Source organism: Falsiroseomonas bella, assembly GCF_003173615.1.
In the GTDB taxonomy this organism is placed as follows: Bacteria; Pseudomonadota; Alphaproteobacteria; order Acetobacterales; family Acetobacteraceae; genus Falsiroseomonas; species Falsiroseomonas bella.
The window spans coordinates 684,699-701,637 of record NZ_QGNA01000004.1 but is presented as its reverse complement, the minus strand read 5'-3'; the positions used below and the strand labels follow the sequence as shown (position 1 = coordinate 701,637).

Genomic DNA, 16,939 nt, shown 5'->3' with positions numbered 1-16,939 from the left:
GCGATCGTCGCCGCCAGCAGCAGAACCGTGGCATGCTGCGCCGGATGCCCAATACGACGGCAACCGACGCAGCGCCCCAGGCCGGCGGCTCCGGCAACACCGACGCCCCCGCGGTCTTCGTCGCGCGCGGCCTGTGCAAGAGCTACGGCAGCGGCGACGCGACCGTGCACGCGTTGCGCGACCTCGACCTGGACATCCTGCAGGGCGAGTTCGTGGTGCTGCTGGGACCCTCGGGGTCCGGCAAGTCGACCCTGCTGAACATCCTGGGCGGTCTCGATGCGCCGACCTCCGGCCGCGCCGCCTGGCGCGACCATGAGCTGACCGGCGCCGACGAGGCTGCCTTGACCGCCTATCGGCGCGACCATGTCGGCTTCGTCTTCCAGTTCTACAATCTGATCCCGAGCCTGACCGCGCGCGAGAATGTCGAGCTCGTCGCCGAGATCGCACGCGACCCGATGCGGCCGGAGGAGGCGCTGGCGCTGGTCGGGCTGTCGCACCGGCTCGACCATTTCCCGGGCCAGCTCTCGGGCGGCGAGCAGCAGCGCGTCGCGGTGGCGCGCGCCATCGTCAAGCGCCCCGACGCGCTGCTCTGCGACGAGCCGACCGGCGCGCTCGATGTCGAGACCGGCAAGCTGGTGCTCTCGGCGATCGCGCGGGCGAACCGGGACGTGGGGGCGACGACCGTCGTCATCACCCACAACGCGGCGATCGCCGGCATGGCGGACCGCGTGCTGCGCATGGGCGGCGGGCGCATCGTGGCGATCGAGCCGAATGCCCGCCGCCTGGCGCCCGAGGAGCTGGTCTGGTGAGCGTGCTGGACCGCAAGCTGCTACGCGACATCCGGGCGCTGCGCGGCCAGGTCGTCACCATCGCGCTGCTGATCGGCGCCGGCGTCGCCGTTCTGGTGATGTCGGTCAGCAGCTTCCTCTCGCTCCGCGGGGCGCAGCAGGCCTTCTATGCGGAGAGCCACTTCGCGGAGGCCTATGCCGAGGTGGAGCGCGCGCCGCGCACGCTGCTGGCGCGGATCGCGGAGATCCCGGGCGTCGCGCTCGCCGAGGGACGCGTCACCGGCGAGGCCCGCGTGGACTGGCCGGGCGCCGAGGTGCCCGTCGCCGGCCGTGTCCTGTCCCTGCCGGTCGGCGGCGAGCAGCCGGCGCTGAACCGGCTGCGGCTGCTCGCCGGCCGCCTGCCGGAGCCGACGCGGCACGACGAGGCGGTGATCCACGCCGCCTTCGCCGAAGCCCGCGGTGTGCGGCCGGGCGACGAGATCGCCGTCATCCTGAACGGAAGGCGCGAGCGCTTCCGGATCACGGGCATCGCGCATTCGCCGGAATTCGTCTTCACCTCGCGCCCCGGCAACCCGCTGCCCGACGACCGCGGCTTCGTCGTGCTCTGGGCGAACGAGGACGCCGTGGCGCGGGCCTTCGACATGCAGGGCGCCTTCGACCAGGTGGTGCTGACGCTGGCCCCCGGCGCCTCGGAGCCGGCGGTGATCGCCGAGCTCGACCGGCTGCTGCTGCCCTGGGGCGGCCGCGGCGCTTATGGCAGGCGCGACCAGCCCTCGCACCGCTTCCTGGAGGACGAGCTGGCCGAGCAGCGCACGCTGGCCGTCACCGTGCCCCTCGTCTTCTTCGGCATCGCCGCCTTCCTGCTCAACGTGGTGCTGGGCCGGATGGTGGAGGCGCAGCGCGAGCAGGTCGCGGCGCTGAAGGCGCTCGGCTACCCGTCCTTCCCGATCGCGCTCCACTACGCGAAGTTCGTCGCCATGATCTGCCTGCTCGGCTCGGCCCTCGGCGTCGCGGCAGGCGCCTGGATGGGGGCCGGCATGCTCGGCAACTACCGGCCCTTCTTCCGCTTCCCCGAGCTGCCCTACCTGCTGCCGGCGTGGCTGCCCCTGCTGGCCGCCGCGGCGAGCTTCGCGGTCGCGCTGCTCGGCGTGCTCGCGGCCCTGCGGCGGATCCTGCGCCTGCCCGCCGCGGAGGGGTTGCGCCCGGCGCGGCCCGCGGCCTTCGGCGGGCGCGTGCTCGGCGGGGTGGGGCGCCGGCTCGGCGCACGGGCGAAGATCCCGCTGCGCGGCCTGCTCGGCCGCCCGCTGCGCACGCTGCTCACCGTGCTCGGCATCGCGCTGGCGGTGCCGATGGTGGTGCTCGGCCTGTTCTGGTGGGACGCGATGGACAGCATGGTCGAGCTTCAGTTCGACCGCATTGAGCGCGGCGACGCCTTCGTCGCGCTCACCGACCCCCGCCCCTCCCGCGCCGTGCGCGAGATGGCGCGGCTGCCCGGTGTGCTCGCCGCGGAAGGCCAGCGCATCGTGCCGGTCAGGCTGCGTGCGGCGCAGCGCAGCCGGCTGCTCGCGCTGACCGGCCTGCCGGAGGGCGCGGCGCTGCGGGTGCCGCGGGATGTCGATCTCCGGCCCGTGCCCATCCCGCGGCACGGCATCGCCCTCAGCCGGCGGCTGGCCGAGCGGCTCGGCGTCCGTGAAGGCGACACGGTGCAGGTCGAGGTGCTGGAAGGCGCGCGACGCGTGCATGACCTGCCGGTGGCCGCGCTGGTCGAGGACATCATCGGCTTCACCGCCTTGATGGAAATCGGCGCGCTGAACCGGCTGATGCGCGAGGACGACCTCGTCTCCCACGTCGCGCTGCGGGTGGACCCGCTGGCGGCCGAGGCGCTGTGGCAGCGTCTCGCGGAGCGGCCGCGCGTGGCGGCGACGAACGTGAAGGCGGTGTGGCTGCGCGTCTTCGACGAGGTGATCGCCGGCCTGGTCCTGACCAGCGCCGTGACGCTCACCGGCTTCGGCGTGATCATCGCGGTGGGCGTGGTCTACAACAGCGCCCGCGTCGCGCTGCAGGAGCGGGGCTGGGAGATGGCGAGCCTCCGGGTGCTCGGCTTCACGCGGCGGGAGGTGTCGCGCATCCTGCTTGCGGAGCTGGCGCTGGCGGTGCTGGTCGCGGTGCCGCTGGGGCTGGTCCTGGCGCAGTGGTTCGTCGGGCTCATCCTGGGAGCGCGGGACAATGAGAGCTTCGACGTGCCCGCGGTGATCAGCACGGCGACCTTCGCGACGGCGGCGCTCGTCGTGCTGGGCGCGGCGCTGGCCAGCGCACTGGTGGTGCGGCGGCGGATCGACCGGCTCGACCTGATCGCCGCCCTGAAGGCGAGGGACTGAGGCGTGGGCCGGCACCTCCGCCGGGCGCTGATCGCCGCGTCCGTCCTGCTGGCTGCGGGCGGCGCCTTCGTCGCCTTTCGCCCCCGACCGGCCCTCGTCGAGACCGAGCAGGTCACGCGCGGCCGCTTCGAGGTCGTGGTGGAGGAGGATGGCCGCACGCGGGTGCGCGACCGCTACGTCGTCTCCGCCCCCGTCGCGGGGCAGGTCATGCGGCTTGGCGTGCGCGCGGGCGACACGGTCGGGCGCGGCGACGTGGTCGCGGAGATCCTGGCCGCGCCCTCCGCCCTGCTCAGTCCGCGCGCGCGCCGCGAAGCGGAGGAGCGGCTCGGGGCGGCCGAGGCGATGCTGGAGCAGGCCGCGGCGCTGATGGAGCGCGCCGCCGCCGAGCAGACCCAGGCCGAGGCGGACGCGGCGCGGGTGCGCCAGCTGCAGGCGCGCGGCGCCGCGCCGCTGCAGCAGCTCGAGCGCGCGGAGCTGGCCCAGCGCGTGGCGGCGCGCGACATGCTCGCGGCGGAGCGGCGTCGGCACGCCGCCGAGCACGAGGTGGACCAGGCGCGCGCCGTGCTGGCGGCCGTCGATGCGACGGAGAACGGGGAGGAGCGGCGCGAGGTGCGCGCACCCGTCGCCGGGCGCGTGCTGCGCGTCCTGCAGGAGAGCGAGGCGGTGGTGGCTTCCGGCGCGCCGCTGCTGGAGCTCGGCGATCCGACGGACCTCGAGGTCGTGGTGGATGTCCTGACGACGGAGGCGGTCGGGATCACCCCCGGTGCCCCGGTGACCATCGAGCGCTGGGGCGGGCCGGCGCCGCTGGAGGGTCGCGTCCGCCTGGTGGAGCCAGGCGCCTTCACCCGCGTCTCGGCGCTCGGCGTGGAGGAGCAGCGGGTCTGGGTGGTGATCGACCTCACCGGTCCACCGGAATCCTGGGCCGCGCTCGGCGACGGCTTCCGCGTGGATGCGCGGATGACGGTCGAGGCGGTCGAGGGCGCGGTGCTGGTTCCGGTCAGCGCGCTGTTCCGCCGCGGCGCGGGCTGGGCCGTGTTCGTCGTGCAGGATGGCGTCGCGCATGAGCGGCAGGTCGCGCTGGCGCGCCGCGCCGCCCGCGACGCGATGGTCTCCTCCGGCCTTGCGCCCGGCGAAACCGTCATCCTGTTCCCGCCGAGCACGCTGCGCGACGGCGGCCGCGTCAGCCGCACCCGCTGACGGCGTGGCGCCGGGCGACTCCGGCGCGGCGCCGGGCTACCAGCGCCGCCTGCGTGCCGGCAGGTTTTCCGCGGCGGCGACGATGTCCTGGGCACGCAGCCGCGGGGCGCCGGCTGGAAGGCCCGCCTCGGCACGGCGCGCCAGCGCGGCGGCCTGGCGCGCGTCCTGCAGGATCAGCGCTTCCTCGGCCAGCGCGAGGTCGGCAAGAGCCGTCTCGCCGAGCCGGCCGCGGACCACCGCCAGCTGACGCCAGGCGAAGGCGCTGCGGCGCTCGCTGCGCAAGGCGGTCTCCAGCTCGGACGCGGCGAGGCGCAGCTGCGCCGGATTGCCGATCTCGCCAAGCGCGCGTGCATGGCCGATGCGGATCAGCGGCTCCGCGGGAGCGAGGCGCACGGCCTCGGCATAGCGTCGCGCCGCCTCGGTCGGCCGCTGGCCCTGCAGCAGCACCTGGCCGGTCAGCTCCTGCAGCCAGGGATCCGACGGAGCCTCGGCCGCGAGGGGCCGCAGCATCGCGAGCGCCTGGTCGATGCGGCCCGCGCGGAAGGTGCCGATCGCCCGCGCATAGCGCGCCGGCGCGCTGGTGTCGGAGGCGGGATAGCGGCGCATCACGGCGGCATGCGGCTCGATGAAGCCGTCGAGCTTGGCGCGCACCATGACGAAGGAGCGCTCGATCCCGGCCGGCATCCCGGCCCCGGCCACGCGCGACCTGCCGGCGCGTTGCCGCACGAAGTCCAGCCGGTCGCGCGAGAGCGGGTGCGTGCGGAAATACGGATCCTGGCGGCCGGCGACGAGTTGCTCCTTGTCCACTGTGCGCTCCAGGAGGCGTTCCAGCCCGCGCGCCGACCAGCCGACCTGGTCGAGCAGGTCGAGCGCCGCCTGATCCGCCGACTGTTCCTGCGTGCGGGTGAAGGCCGTGAACTCGTTCGTCGCCATGGCCTGGCCGCCGAGCATGCCGGCCGCCATGGCGCCCGGCTCGCCGGAGGCCGCGGCCGCGGCGCCGCCAAGCAGCATGGCACCCAGCGAGCGCAGCATGGCGTTGCGCATCTGCTCCGGCAGACGGGCAAGATGCCCGCCCATCACGTGCCCGATCTCATGCGCCAGCACGCCCGCCACCTCACCGGCGGACTCGGCCTGCTGGATCAGCCCGGTGTACAGGTAGAGGAAGTTACCCTGCGCCACGAAGGCGTTGACGGCGCCGTTGCGGATCAGCGTCATCGGCACGGTCGCGGGGTCCACGCCCGCGGCCTGCATCAGCGGATACGCCATCCGGCGCAGCAGGTTCTCGGTCTCGGCGTCGCGGATGGTCACGATCTGCCGCGGCGCCACCTGCGCGGCGGCATCCGGCGCGCTGACGACGCCGGCGGCAAAGGCCGTCGCCACCAGCAGCGAACGGCGGCCTATCGCGCAGCCCGGGCCATGGGGCGCACCGAAACACATCGGCGCATCCTACCAGCGCCAGACCACGCGGCCTACGCCGCCGATCGCGCTGTAGCCGTCGCCGACGTCGCCGAGCATGCTGACGCCGAAGCCGAGCGTCTCGTTCGGCTGCAACTGCAGGCCGAGGTTGAAGGACAGCCGGTCGCGCGGCATCGCCGACCCCTGCAGCCGGAACGTCTCGCCCGGCGCGAAGGCCAGGGCCGCGGCGCTGCTGGCGGTCGCGCCATCCTCCCGTACCCAGGCGAGGCGCGCATGGCCGCCGAGCATCAGCCCCTTCCCCAGGTCCCAGGCGGTGTCGGCGCGGAAGCCGAGCGAGATCGGCACGCTGTAGTCTCCCGCCGGGGCCTGGGTCAGGCCCAGCATGCCGCCGGCGCCAGCGAGCGTGCGGCTCGCTTCGGACGAGCCTTCGCGGTGCCAGGCATTCAGCCCGATGCCGGCCAGCGGCGTCAGCGTGAAGTCCTCCCCCAAGGCGATCCGGTAGCCCAGTTCGAGATTGGCGCCGAGATTGTGGAAGGCGAGATCGTCGCGCGCGATCTCCGTAACGCCGGGCGCGGCGATGATGCGGCTCTGCCGCGCGTCGTGCCGGGCGTATCCGAGCACGCTCGAGACATACAGCGGCCCGTCGTTCCACAGCGCGTAGGTGCCGGCGTGGGCGCCGCGCAACGTGCCGCTCGACACCAGCGAGCCCGCCGAGTAGCCGCCGTCGGACCAGCCGCCCACCGCGCCGATGGTCAGCCGCGGCGTGACCTCGGTGTCGAAGCCGGTCATGAAGCCGCCGACGCGCGATTCCGCGTCGGTGCCGAAGCCGGCGCGCGCGTCCATGCCGCTGCCGAAGCCGATCGGCATGGCCCATACGCGAAAGGGCGAGGGCAGCGTGTCCGCCAGGCTGTCCATGCCGAGCAGCGCGCCATCCCCGCGGATCGCGCCGTCGCCGGCGAAGGCCGCGGAGAAGTCATAGGGCAGGAAGGAGGCGGGCGGGATCACGTCCGCCTGGAAGCTGCGCTGCAGCAGGTCCATGCGCGCGGTCAGGCCGGACATGAACTGGCGCATCGCGCCCTGCGTGGCCATCAGCCCGGTCATGCCGCCATCGCCGCCGAGCGAGGTCATCGCGCTGGCATAGGCGACGGGGTCCGTCGCGCCGTAGACGCCCGCCGCCATCGGTGCGAAGCCGGCGGGATTGGCGATCGCCGCGCGCTGCAGCCCGGCCGCGACGGAGCGCTGGTTCGCGGTCATCGCGGCCGCCGGGGCCAAGGTGGTGACGTCGACGCGGATCGCCGCCTCGTTGGCGTTCGGATACTGCAGCGACCAGGTCATGTTCAGCGTCGGCGGCGGCACCAGCACGGGCGCGCTCGCCGTGACGCCCTGGGCTGCCCTGAGGAAGCTCGCCTGGTGCGTGCCCGGCGCGATCATGCTGCCCGCGACCAGTTCCGGCCGCACGCTGCCGCCGAGCGTCGCGCTCCGCGTCACCACCAGCTGGTCCACGCTGATGCCGCCGCCGGACCGGCCGGCGACATCGACGAAGATCGATCCGGTGGCGGCCTGCACGAAGCGGCCATTCAGCTCGGTCGCGCCGAGGGTCCCGCGGCCTGCCACCGCGAAGGCGCCCTCGTTGCTGAGCAGGCCCGCATTGCCGAGCGCGAGGCTGGGTCCGGCGTTGATGACGCCGCGAGGCCGGTTGTCGATCGTCGCGTTCGGCGCGGCGATGTTGCCGGTGATCACGCCGCTGTTGGTCAGGCTGAGCAGGCCGCTGCCGCTGCCTACGCTGACGGCTCGGCCCGCGATGCCGTCGGCGGAGCCGATCAGGCCCCGGTTCGTCAGCGAGATCGCCGTGGCGCGCGACTGCGCGTGGATCCCCGCGCCGCCGGGCCCGCCGATGACCTGGCTCTGAGGATCGAGTTCGATCGTGACGGTCGCGGCGGCCGAGAAGGCCTCCGCCATGCCATGGGCGAGGATGCCGATGCCGTTCGCGCCGGCGGCCTCCACGCGCGCGTCGTTGAAGATGCTGATCGGCCCGGCGCTGCCGATGCCGCCCGCCCGGCCGATGCGGCCGCTGGCCGGCATGCCGTCGAGCCGCAGGCCCTCATTGGCGAAGACCGCACCGCCGCCCGCCGACTGCGCGACGATGCCATGCGCATTGGCGCCCGACACCCGGATGGGCCCGGCATTGGTCACGTTCACCGCGCCGCCGCTGCCGCTGCCGGCGCGAAGCGACGAACCGGCCCGTTCCTCGCGGGTGCCGAGCACGATACCGCCGCCGCCGCCACCGCTCTGCGCGACGATGCCGTGGGCTCCCACGCCGGATGTCGTGATGGCGGCCTTGCTGTCCACGTCCACGCCGCCGCCGTCCGATGCCGTCGTGCCCGTGCCGCCGAACACGACGCGGCCGAGGTTGACGCCGGCCAGCACGCCGCCGCCGCCGCCGAGGCTCTGCGCGACGATGCCCGCCGAACCGATGCCCGCGGTCGCGATGACGCTGTCGGACGTCACCTCCACGTCCACCGCGCCGCCGCGGCCGACCCCGGAGCCGCCGAGCGTCGCCGAGCCGGCGCCGCCCAGCACGATGCCGCCACCGCCACCCAGACTCTGGGCGATGATCGCCGGGGCGCCGTCGCCCGCTGTCGCCACCGCGCCGCGCAGGGCGACCCGCGCAGACTGGCCGTCCCCGGTGGCGCTGCCGCCGAGGGTGACGGCGCCGTTCGCACGGCCGACGAGACCGCCGCCGCCACCGACGCTCTGCGCGATCAGGGCCGCGCCGGAGGTTGCCGCATCGGCGGACCGCAATTCCGCGGATCCGCCGTCGCCCGGCCGCGCGCCGCCCAGCGTGGCGGCGCCGCCGCCGGACAGCAGCGTGCCGCCGCCGCCGCCGATGCTCTGCGCCACGAGGCCGAGGCTGCCGGCGGTGGTCGCCGTCACCGCCGCCTCGGTCTGCAGCGTCACGCGGCCGCCATCGGCATCGAGGTTCGCATTGGCGATGCCGCCTGCGGTGCCGCCGAGCACCGCGGCACCGCCGGCGCGCGCCACGATGCCGCCGCCGCCGCCGACCGACTGCGCGATCGCGGCCGCGCCGTTCGCGCCGAGCACGGTGATGGCGCCGGGTCCGGTCACGGTGACGAGGCCGCCATTGCCGGCCGCGACGCTGCCGAAGGTGGCGCTGCCCGCCACGTCGCCGACGAAACCGCCGCCGCCGGCGATGGATTGCGCGACAAGCGCGATGCCGCCGGTGCCGGCAACGGTGAGCGGGCCGGGCGTGACCGTGCCGGTCGCGCCCCCGGCCACGATCGAGCAGGGCGTGCCGCCGGCGCCGACCGTCGGCGTCGCGCAGTAGGTGACGGCACCGCCGGCGCCGCTGGCCCCGAAGTCACTGATGCCTGGCAAGCTCACCGGGCTCAGGCCGAGCGTGGCATTGCCGCCGGCGCGAAGCACCACGCCGCCGCCGCCGCCCACGGACTGCGCCAGCAGGGCGGTGGCACGATCGCCGGTGGCGCCGATCGCTGCATTGTTGCGGATCTCGACGGTGCCCGGCGCATCGGTCGATCCGCCCTGGGAACCGAGGCGCAGGACGCCGCCGGCGGAGCCGACGAAGCCGCCGCCGGCCGCCACGGATTGGGCGATCACCGCGGAAGCGTCCTGGCCGGTGGCCGAGACCGTGCCGGCGAGCGTCAGGCGCACGCTGCCGCCCGCCGCATCGCCCGGCTGGCTGGCGCCGAGGGTCACCGCGCCGGTGGACGCGCTCGCGACACCGCCGCCCGCGCCGATGCTCTGCACGATGGCCGCCGGCGCGGCCGCGCCCGCGGTGGCGATGCTGCCGTTCATGGAGAGCGCGACCGCGCCGCCGCGGCCAGACGGCCCGGCGGAGCCGAGCGTCAGCGGCCCCTGCGCCGCGACGATGCCGCCCGAGAGGCCGCCGCCGCCGCCGACCGACTGCACCAGCGCGCCAAGCGCGCCGTCGCCCTGTGTGCCGATCGCCGCAGCGACCCCGCCGCGGGTCGAGAGGGTCAGGCTTGCCGTGCCGCCGGGCGAGGCGACGCCCGTCGTGCCGCCGAGGACGACGGCCGGGAATCCGGCGATCACGCCGGCTCCCTGGCCGACAGGCAGTTGCGCATGCGCAGCACCGCCGCCGCCACCCACGCTTTGCGCGACGACGCCATGGGCGAAGTCGCCGGCGGTGAAGACCCCGCTGCCCCGCATCGACAGCGCCACATCCCCGCCGGCGCCACCCTGGGCGCCACCCGCGCCGAGCTGATGCAGCCCGCTGCCCATCGCCAGCCCGCCGCCGCCGCCGATGCTCTGCGCCAGCACGCCATGCGCCGCCTCGCCATCCGTCGCGATCACGCCGAACTGGGTGAACGCCACCGCGCCGCCATCGCCGGCCGCGCCGGACAGGGCACCGAGTCGATGGAGCGGCCGCAGCGCCGTCTCCGCGGCGCCGGCATCCGGGTTGTGCAGCAGCGTCAGCCCGCCGCCGCCGCCCACCGACTGGGCGAGCAGGCCGAGGCCGAACGCTCCGCCCGTCTGCAGTGTCGCGCCCGCGCCCTGCGTCACGGTGACCTGCCCGCCGCTGCCGCTCGCGCCGAGGTTCGCGCCGAGGCGCACGGAGCGGCCGCCCGGCTCGGCGCCGCCCAGCCCGTCGGCCGCCACGATGCCGCCACCGCCGCCGATGCTCTGCGCCACGGCGCCGGCGGCCAGGCCGCCGCCGACCGCGATCGCGCCATCCAGCGTCATCGCGACGCGGCTGCCGTTGCCGCCGATGCCGCCCGTCGTGCCGAGCGTCACCGTGCCGAGCCCGCCACCGCCCATGCCGCCACCGCCGCCGATGCTCTGCGCGACGACGCCATGCGCGATGCGCCCCTCGGTCGCGATGCTGCCGGGCGGGGAGAGCGTCACCGTCACCCGCCCGCCGGCACCGCCGAGGCCGAGGGCGCCGCCGAGCGTGACGCGGCCGGAGGGGTCGGCCATGCCAAGCCCGGCGACCCCGCCGCCGCCGCCGATGCTCTGCGCGAGCAGCGCGATGGACTCGCTGCCAAAGGTGGTGACCGCCGCCTTGTTGACCACTTCGACCGCGCCGCCGGCGCCGCCACTGCCCGCCCCCGCCCCGAGATCCACCACCTGCCGGAAGCTGACCGCCGCCCGGTCGGCAGGATCGGCGCTCACGGTGAGGCCGATGTCGCTGTCCGGCGCCGCATACAGCCAGGACTCGCCTGGCCGTCCGAGCCCGGCGCTGCCGCCTCCGCCGCCGATGCTCTGGCCGAGCAGCGCGAAGGCGGCATCGCCGCTTGTCACCACGCTCGCGACGTTGGTCAGCCTGACGATGCCTCCGTCGCCGCTCGCCGCGGTTCCGCCGAGACGGATGCCGGCCTCGACACGATGCCGCGGGGCGAGGCTGCCGGCGCCGCCCTCCGCCGTTCCGATCGGGAATTCGAGCGCGCCGACGGCCGCTCCACCGCCGCCGCCGATGCTCTGGGCGAGCAGGCCGTGGGCATTGAACCCGGCGGTCTGGACGATGCCGTTGTTCGACAGCGTGACCGCGCCGCCGCTGCCGTCGGTCTCCCGCGCGCCGAGCGACTGGGTGAGGTGGATCGTGCGGTCGCGGATGTCGTCCGCGCGGAGGAAGAAGGCGAGCGGCATGCCCGCAAGGCCGCCGCCGGCGCCGATGCTCTGCGCCGCGATGCCGATCGCATGGGCGCCTGCGGTCGCGATGTCGGCCTGATTGTCGACGGTGGCGGACCCGGTCGCGAAGGCTGCGCCGCCACCGCCGCCCAGCGTCAGTCCGAAGCGGTACTCGTCGCGCGAGACGTCGTCGCCGACGGTCATCAGCCCCGGCACCTCGGCCAGTCCGCCGCCATTGCCGACGCTCTGCGCGACGATACCGTGCGCGCCACGGCCGATGGTGCTCACGCTGGTCGCCTCGCCGGGCGCCTCGATCGTGCGCACGCTCACGGCACCGCCCGGGCTGTCCGAAGTCGCGTTCTGGCTCCAACCGCCGCCCTCGGGCCGCGCGACGCCGCCGAGTACGACACGGACATCGTCGTCGCTCGTCGCCGGGCCGCCGATCCCGGTGGCGATGGGCAGGGTGGCAAGGCCGCCGCCCCCGCCGATGCTCTGCGCGACGATGCCGCGTGCGGCATGGCCGGTCGTGCTCGCGCGGCCCTGGAAGGTGACGGCGCTGCTGCCTGCGGTGCCGTCCCTGATGTCCTGGCCGCCGAGCAGCACGGAGGCGTCCAGCCCGACGCCGAAGCTGCGGAGGCCGCCGGCGGCCTGGACGATGGTGCCACCGCCGCCGCCGACGGACTGCGCGACCAACGCGTCCGAGCCGAGGCCGAGCGTCTGGACGGCGCCGGCAAAGCGGATGGCGACCGCGCTTGCCGCATTGCTGCTTGCGGAGGTCCCGCCAAGCTCGGCGGCAACCTCGGCACGGCCGGAGGTGGAGCGCAGCAGCGCGTTGCCCGCGCCGAAATAGGTGCCGCCGCCGCCGCCGATGCTCTGCGCCACGATCGCCGGCGAGGCACCGCCCTCGGCCGAGAGCCCGGCGACACGCAGCATGGTGAGCAGCGGCTCGGCAGGGTCGGCCGCCGGCGCGGCGGCGCCGGTCGCGATGTTGTCGGCGGCGGCCACCGTCACGACGCCTCCCGCGCCGCCGACGCCGTTGGTTCCGACCTGGAAATCCCAACTCGTCGGGAGCAGGGCATTGACGTCGAAGCTCGTCACCAGCGCGAGATTGAGGTTGGTCGCGCCGAGGCCGCCACCACCGCCGATGCTCTGCGCGACGATGCCCGGCGCGCCACCGCCCGTGGTGCTGAGCGTGGCGATGCCGGCGGGAAGCCCGTAGCTCGACAGCGCCCGGACCGCCCCGGACGCCGGCGGCACCAGCCCGCCATGGCTGCGCGTGACCACCACGCCGCCGCCGGCGCCGCCGAAGCCGCCATTGCCGCCGAGCGCCATGCTGCCGGTGCCGAAGCCCGAATTGTCGATCATCGCGCCGCCGGCGGCACCGCCACCGCCGCCGATGCTCTGCGCCAGTATCCCCGCGGAGAGTTCGCCCGTCGTGGCGATGGGGCTCGTGGAGTTCACGCTGACGAGACCGCCGGCGCCTGCCGAGCCGCCGCTGCCGCCGACGGCGAAGGCGAGGTTGTAGGCCGATGCGTTGCCGGCCGTGGCGGAACCGGCGGCCCCGCCGCCGCCGCCGATGGACTGTGCGTGGATCGCGTGGGACAGCGGGCCTTCCGTTGTGACGGTGCCTGCGTAGTCCAGGGCGACGACACCGCCCCCGCCCGCGCTGCCGCCGCCGCCTCCGACGGCGATCGTCAGGCCGACGGTGCCGGCGCCGGCGGTCTGGCCGTTCGCGGTGCCGCCGATGCCGCCGCCGCCACCGATGCTCTGCGCCAGGATCCCCGGCGCCATTGCCCCCGTCGTCGCCACCGCTCCGGTGCCCGCGACGCTCGCCTGCCCGCCGCCGCCGGCCACGCCGCCGCGCCCGCCCAGCGTCACCGACAATTCGAGGGTGACGTCGCTGAGCTGCGGCGGCTGGAAGCCGAAGTAGCGGCCGAAGGCGCCGATGCCACCACCGCCCCCGACGCTTTGCGCCAGGATGCCCGCGGCGAAGTCACCGCTGGTCGAGACGCTGCCCGTGTTCTCCGCGCGGGCAAGGCCGCCGGCACCGCCGGCGCCGGCCTGGCCGCCCACCGGCACGCCGATCGGAACGCCGATGGCATAGGCCTGCGACTCCCCGGCGATGCCGCCGCCGCCGCCGATGCTCTGCGCGACGATGCCGTAGGCCTGGTTGCCGAGCGTCGTCACGCTGCCGGCCGAAAGGGCGGTGGCCGCGCCACCCGCGCCGCCCGCGCCGCCCGCGCCGCCGACCGCGATCGTGATGGGTGCGGCGCCGACCCCGATGCCGAGCGCCGTTCCGGCCATGCCGCCGCCGCCGCCGATGCTCTGCGCGACGATGCCGTGGGAGTGGTCGCCCTCGGTGGAGACACTGCCCGTGCCGGCCAGGTCCACGCGGCTTCGCGCGCCGTTGCCGCCCGCCGCGCCGCTGCCGCCGAGCGCGATCGACAGGCCGAGCAGGCCGCCGCTCCCGCCGCCGCGCGTGACGCCGCCGATGCCGCCGCCGCCGCCGACGCTCTGCGCGACCAGACCGGGCGCGAGATCGCCAAGCGTCCGCGCATTGCCGCTGTAGGTGATCTCCGCAATGCCGGCGCTGCCGCCGGATGCGCCTGATCCACCGAGCGCCAGGTTGACGGTGCCCATCCCCACCGACGCGCCGCCGGCAAGTCCGCCGGCGCCGCCGCCGCCGCCGATGCTCTGCGCGACGATCGCGGCGGCGCTCCGCCCGGTGGTGATGTCTCCCTCGAGCGTCTGCCCGGTGCTGATATCGCCGGCGTAGGTGACGGTGGCCCGGCCGCCATTGCCGCCTGCGCCGCCGGTGCCGCCCATCGTGGCGCCGACGGTGGTGAACAGGGTCGCGGCGGCGCCGGCGCCGAGCGCGCCAACCCCGCCGCCGCCGCCGACGCTCTGCGCGAAGATGCCGACCGCATTGTCGGCGAGGGTCGTGATCGCACCGGCGCCGCCGACCTCCACCGTGCCGCCATTGCTGCCCAGGCCGCCCTGCCCGCCCAGGGCGACGTTCACCGCCCCGCCGCCCGCCAGGGCACCGGCGCCGGCGACGCCGCCATGCCCGCCGCCGCCGCCGACGGATTGCGCGAGGATCCCATAGGCGCCGACGCCATGCGTCAGGATGGCGGGGCCTTCGCCCTCACCGGCGGCCTGGGAGACCGTCACCGACCGCGCGCTCGCCGCGACGCCCCCTGCCCCGCCGAGCGCGACCGTGACGGAGCCCGCCAGGCCGGCGCCGAAGCCGATCGCCTGGCCGCCATTGCCGCCGCCGCCGCCGATGCTCTGGGCCATGATGCCGTGGCTGAGGTCGCCGAGGGTCTCGATGCTGCCGGAACTGACGCCCTGCACGTTGCCGCCGGCGCCGCCGAGACCCCCCGTGCCGCCAAGCGCGACGGCGATGCTGCCGAAGGCGTTGGCGCCGACGGAGATCGCACTGCCTCCGTCGCCGCCGCCGCCGCCGATGGATTGCAGCATGATGCCGACGGAGGATGCGCCGAGCGTGGAGATGTCGGCGGCGCCCTGGTAGGTCACGCCGCCGCCGGCGCCACCGCCGCCGCCACTGCCGCCGAGCCCGACGCTGATGCCGGCCGAGACCCCGGCCGCGACGGAGATCGCGCTGCCGCCGGCGCCGCCGCCACCGCCCACCGATTGCAGTCGGATGCCATGCGCGACGTCGCCGCGGGTCTCGACGCTGCCGCTGTAGCGCGACTCGACCAGGCCGCCAGCGCCGCCTGCGCCGCCGCTGCCGCCGAGCGCGACGGACACGCTGGGCACGAAGGGCAAGGCGGATACCGCGACCGACACCGCGCTTCCGGCACTGCCGCCGCCGCCGCCCACCGACAGTCCGGCGATGCCCGTGGCGCCATCGCCCCGCGTCATGACGGTCGGCCTGGCATCCGGCGGCAGCGCGGCGTCGTCCTGGTTGATCCGCACCGTGCCACCGGCGCCGCCTGCACCGCCCGAGCCGCCGATCGCGACGGACAGCGGACCGAGGGGGGCGATCGCTGTCGCATTGCCGCCCGCGCCGCCACCGCCACCCACTGACAGCGCCAGGATGCCTTCGGCGTTGAGGCCTTCCGTCGCGATGCTGCCCGCGTGATGGACGGTGACGGTCCCGCCGCTGCCGCCGCCCCCGCCTTCGCCGCCAACGCTGATCACGCCGCTCGCGGTCGCGCCGCGGCCGCCGCCGCCGCCCTGCGAAAGTGCGAAGATTCCCTGCGCGAGGCCGCCGGTCGTGCTGATGCTGCCGTTGTTGCGCGCCAGCACGTTGCCGCCGGCGCTGGCGAGCGTGCCGGCGCCGCCGAGCGAGATGATGCCCTGCGACGTGCCGCCATCGCCGCCGCCGCCGCCCACGGACATGGAGACGAGACCCGCCGCCAGCATGCCCTGCGTGGCGATGACGCCTTCATTGACGGCGAAGGCGATGCCGCCAGCGCCCGCCTGCGCTCCGGCGCCGCCAAGACCGACGATGCCATCGAAGTCGCCGCCGGCGCCGCCGCCACCGCCGACCGAGATCGCCATGGCGCCATGCGCGCCGAAGCCGCTGGTGGTGACGCTCCCGCCCGCGATGTTGAGCACCGTCGCGACACCGCCGGCGCCGCCCGCGCCGCCGTCGGCACCCCGGCCGAAGACGACCGCGTTGTCGCCGTCGCCGCCCTGGCCCCCGCGCGACTGCGCGAGCAGGCCCACCGCACTCCGTCCGCCCGTCACGACGACGGCCGAACTCGTCACCGCGGCGGAGCCGCCGGCGCCCGCGATGCCGCCTTCGCTCGGCAGCCCGCTGCCGCTGTCGCCATCGGCGCCGCGTCCGCCACGCGACAGCGCGGAGAGGCCGACCGCCTCGTCGGAGGTGGTGACGACCGTGCCGCCGCGGGCCGTGACCGTCGCGACGCCGCCCGCACCGCCGGCGACGTTCTCGGCATCGGAGAAGCCGCCGAGCGAGGCGGCCGAGATGGCCGCCCCGCCCTGGCTGAACCAGTTGAAGTCACCTTCCGTGACCACCCGCGCCGCGCCGCCGGCGCTGAAGCGCCCGCCGAGGCTGAGGGCATGCACGGCGCCGAGATCGCGCGGCAGAAGGGGCACCGAGAGCGGGGCGCCCTGCGCGACCAGGCCCGGGGCGATGACGGCCTGCACCGAGACATTCGGCCCGATCCCCACCGCCCCGAAGCGCAGCAGCCCGATCGCCGGGCCGTTGGTCGCGACGATGCTCGAGGTCAGGCTGTCGACCACGATGCTGCGGATGTCGGGCGCCGGGCCCGGCCAAGGCCCGACGACGAGCGTGCCGGTCGTGACGTCACCGGTGCAGCTTCGCGTGGCGCCCGCATCCACGCAGGCGGCAAGCGCATCGCCGGGCCCGAGGCTGATCAGCACGGCCAGTACGGCCGGGGTCAGGCTGGTGGTCGCAAGCAGCCCGCGGCGCCGCGTACTGGGCAGCGGGATCCTGTCGCCACACGCCGGAAAGCATGCGCCGTCCGCCATCGGATGCACGTCGTCTCTCCCGGCGCGGCGCGCGGCTTTGCCGCCGCG

Annotated in this window: 5 protein-coding genes; 3 read left to right on the top strand and 2 right to left on the bottom strand. The window is 75.7% G+C overall.

The features are described 5' to 3' along the window. Nucleotides 1–44: 44 nt before the first annotated feature. Genes DFH01_RS20145 through DFH01_RS20135 form a run of 3 tightly spaced genes read left to right on the top strand, consistent with a single transcriptional unit; the run spans nt 45 to nt 4,363 of the window. Nucleotides 45–809 (top strand): ABC transporter ATP-binding protein, encoded by a 765-nt coding sequence (locus tag DFH01_RS20145; RefSeq protein ID WP_109872416.1) that lies wholly within the window; start codon nt 45–47, stop codon nt 807–809. Continuing rightward, entirely contained in the window at nt 806–3,166 is a 2,361-nt protein-coding gene (locus DFH01_RS20140; RefSeq protein WP_199231303.1) for an ABC transporter permease, read from the top strand. The genes DFH01_RS20145 and DFH01_RS20140 overlap by 4 nt, the downstream gene beginning before the upstream one ends. A gap of 3 nt (nt 3,167–3,169) precedes the next feature. Further along, nucleotides 3,170–4,363: an efflux RND transporter periplasmic adaptor subunit gene (locus DFH01_RS20135; RefSeq protein WP_109872247.1), complete on the top strand. Its 1,194-nt coding sequence runs from the start codon at nt 3,170–3,172 to the stop codon at nt 4,361–4,363. Nucleotides 4,364–4,399: 36 nt separating this feature from the next. Here the strand turns inward: DFH01_RS20135 and DFH01_RS20130 are convergent, their stop codons facing one another. Together DFH01_RS20130 and DFH01_RS20125 are read right to left on the bottom strand one after the other, a co-directional pair. Further along, on the bottom strand, nt 4,400–5,800 hold the full coding sequence (locus DFH01_RS20130; RefSeq protein WP_109872246.1) for a M48 family metalloprotease: 1,401 nt from the start codon (nt 5,798–5,800) through the stop codon (nt 4,400–4,402). Nucleotides 5,801–5,809: 9 nt separating this feature from the next. After that, a complete protein-coding gene (locus DFH01_RS20125; RefSeq protein WP_158287835.1) occupies nt 5,810–16,891 on the bottom strand; it encodes an autotransporter outer membrane beta-barrel domain-containing protein in 11,082 nt (3,693 codons plus the stop codon). Nucleotides 16,892–16,939 lie beyond the last annotated feature (48 nt).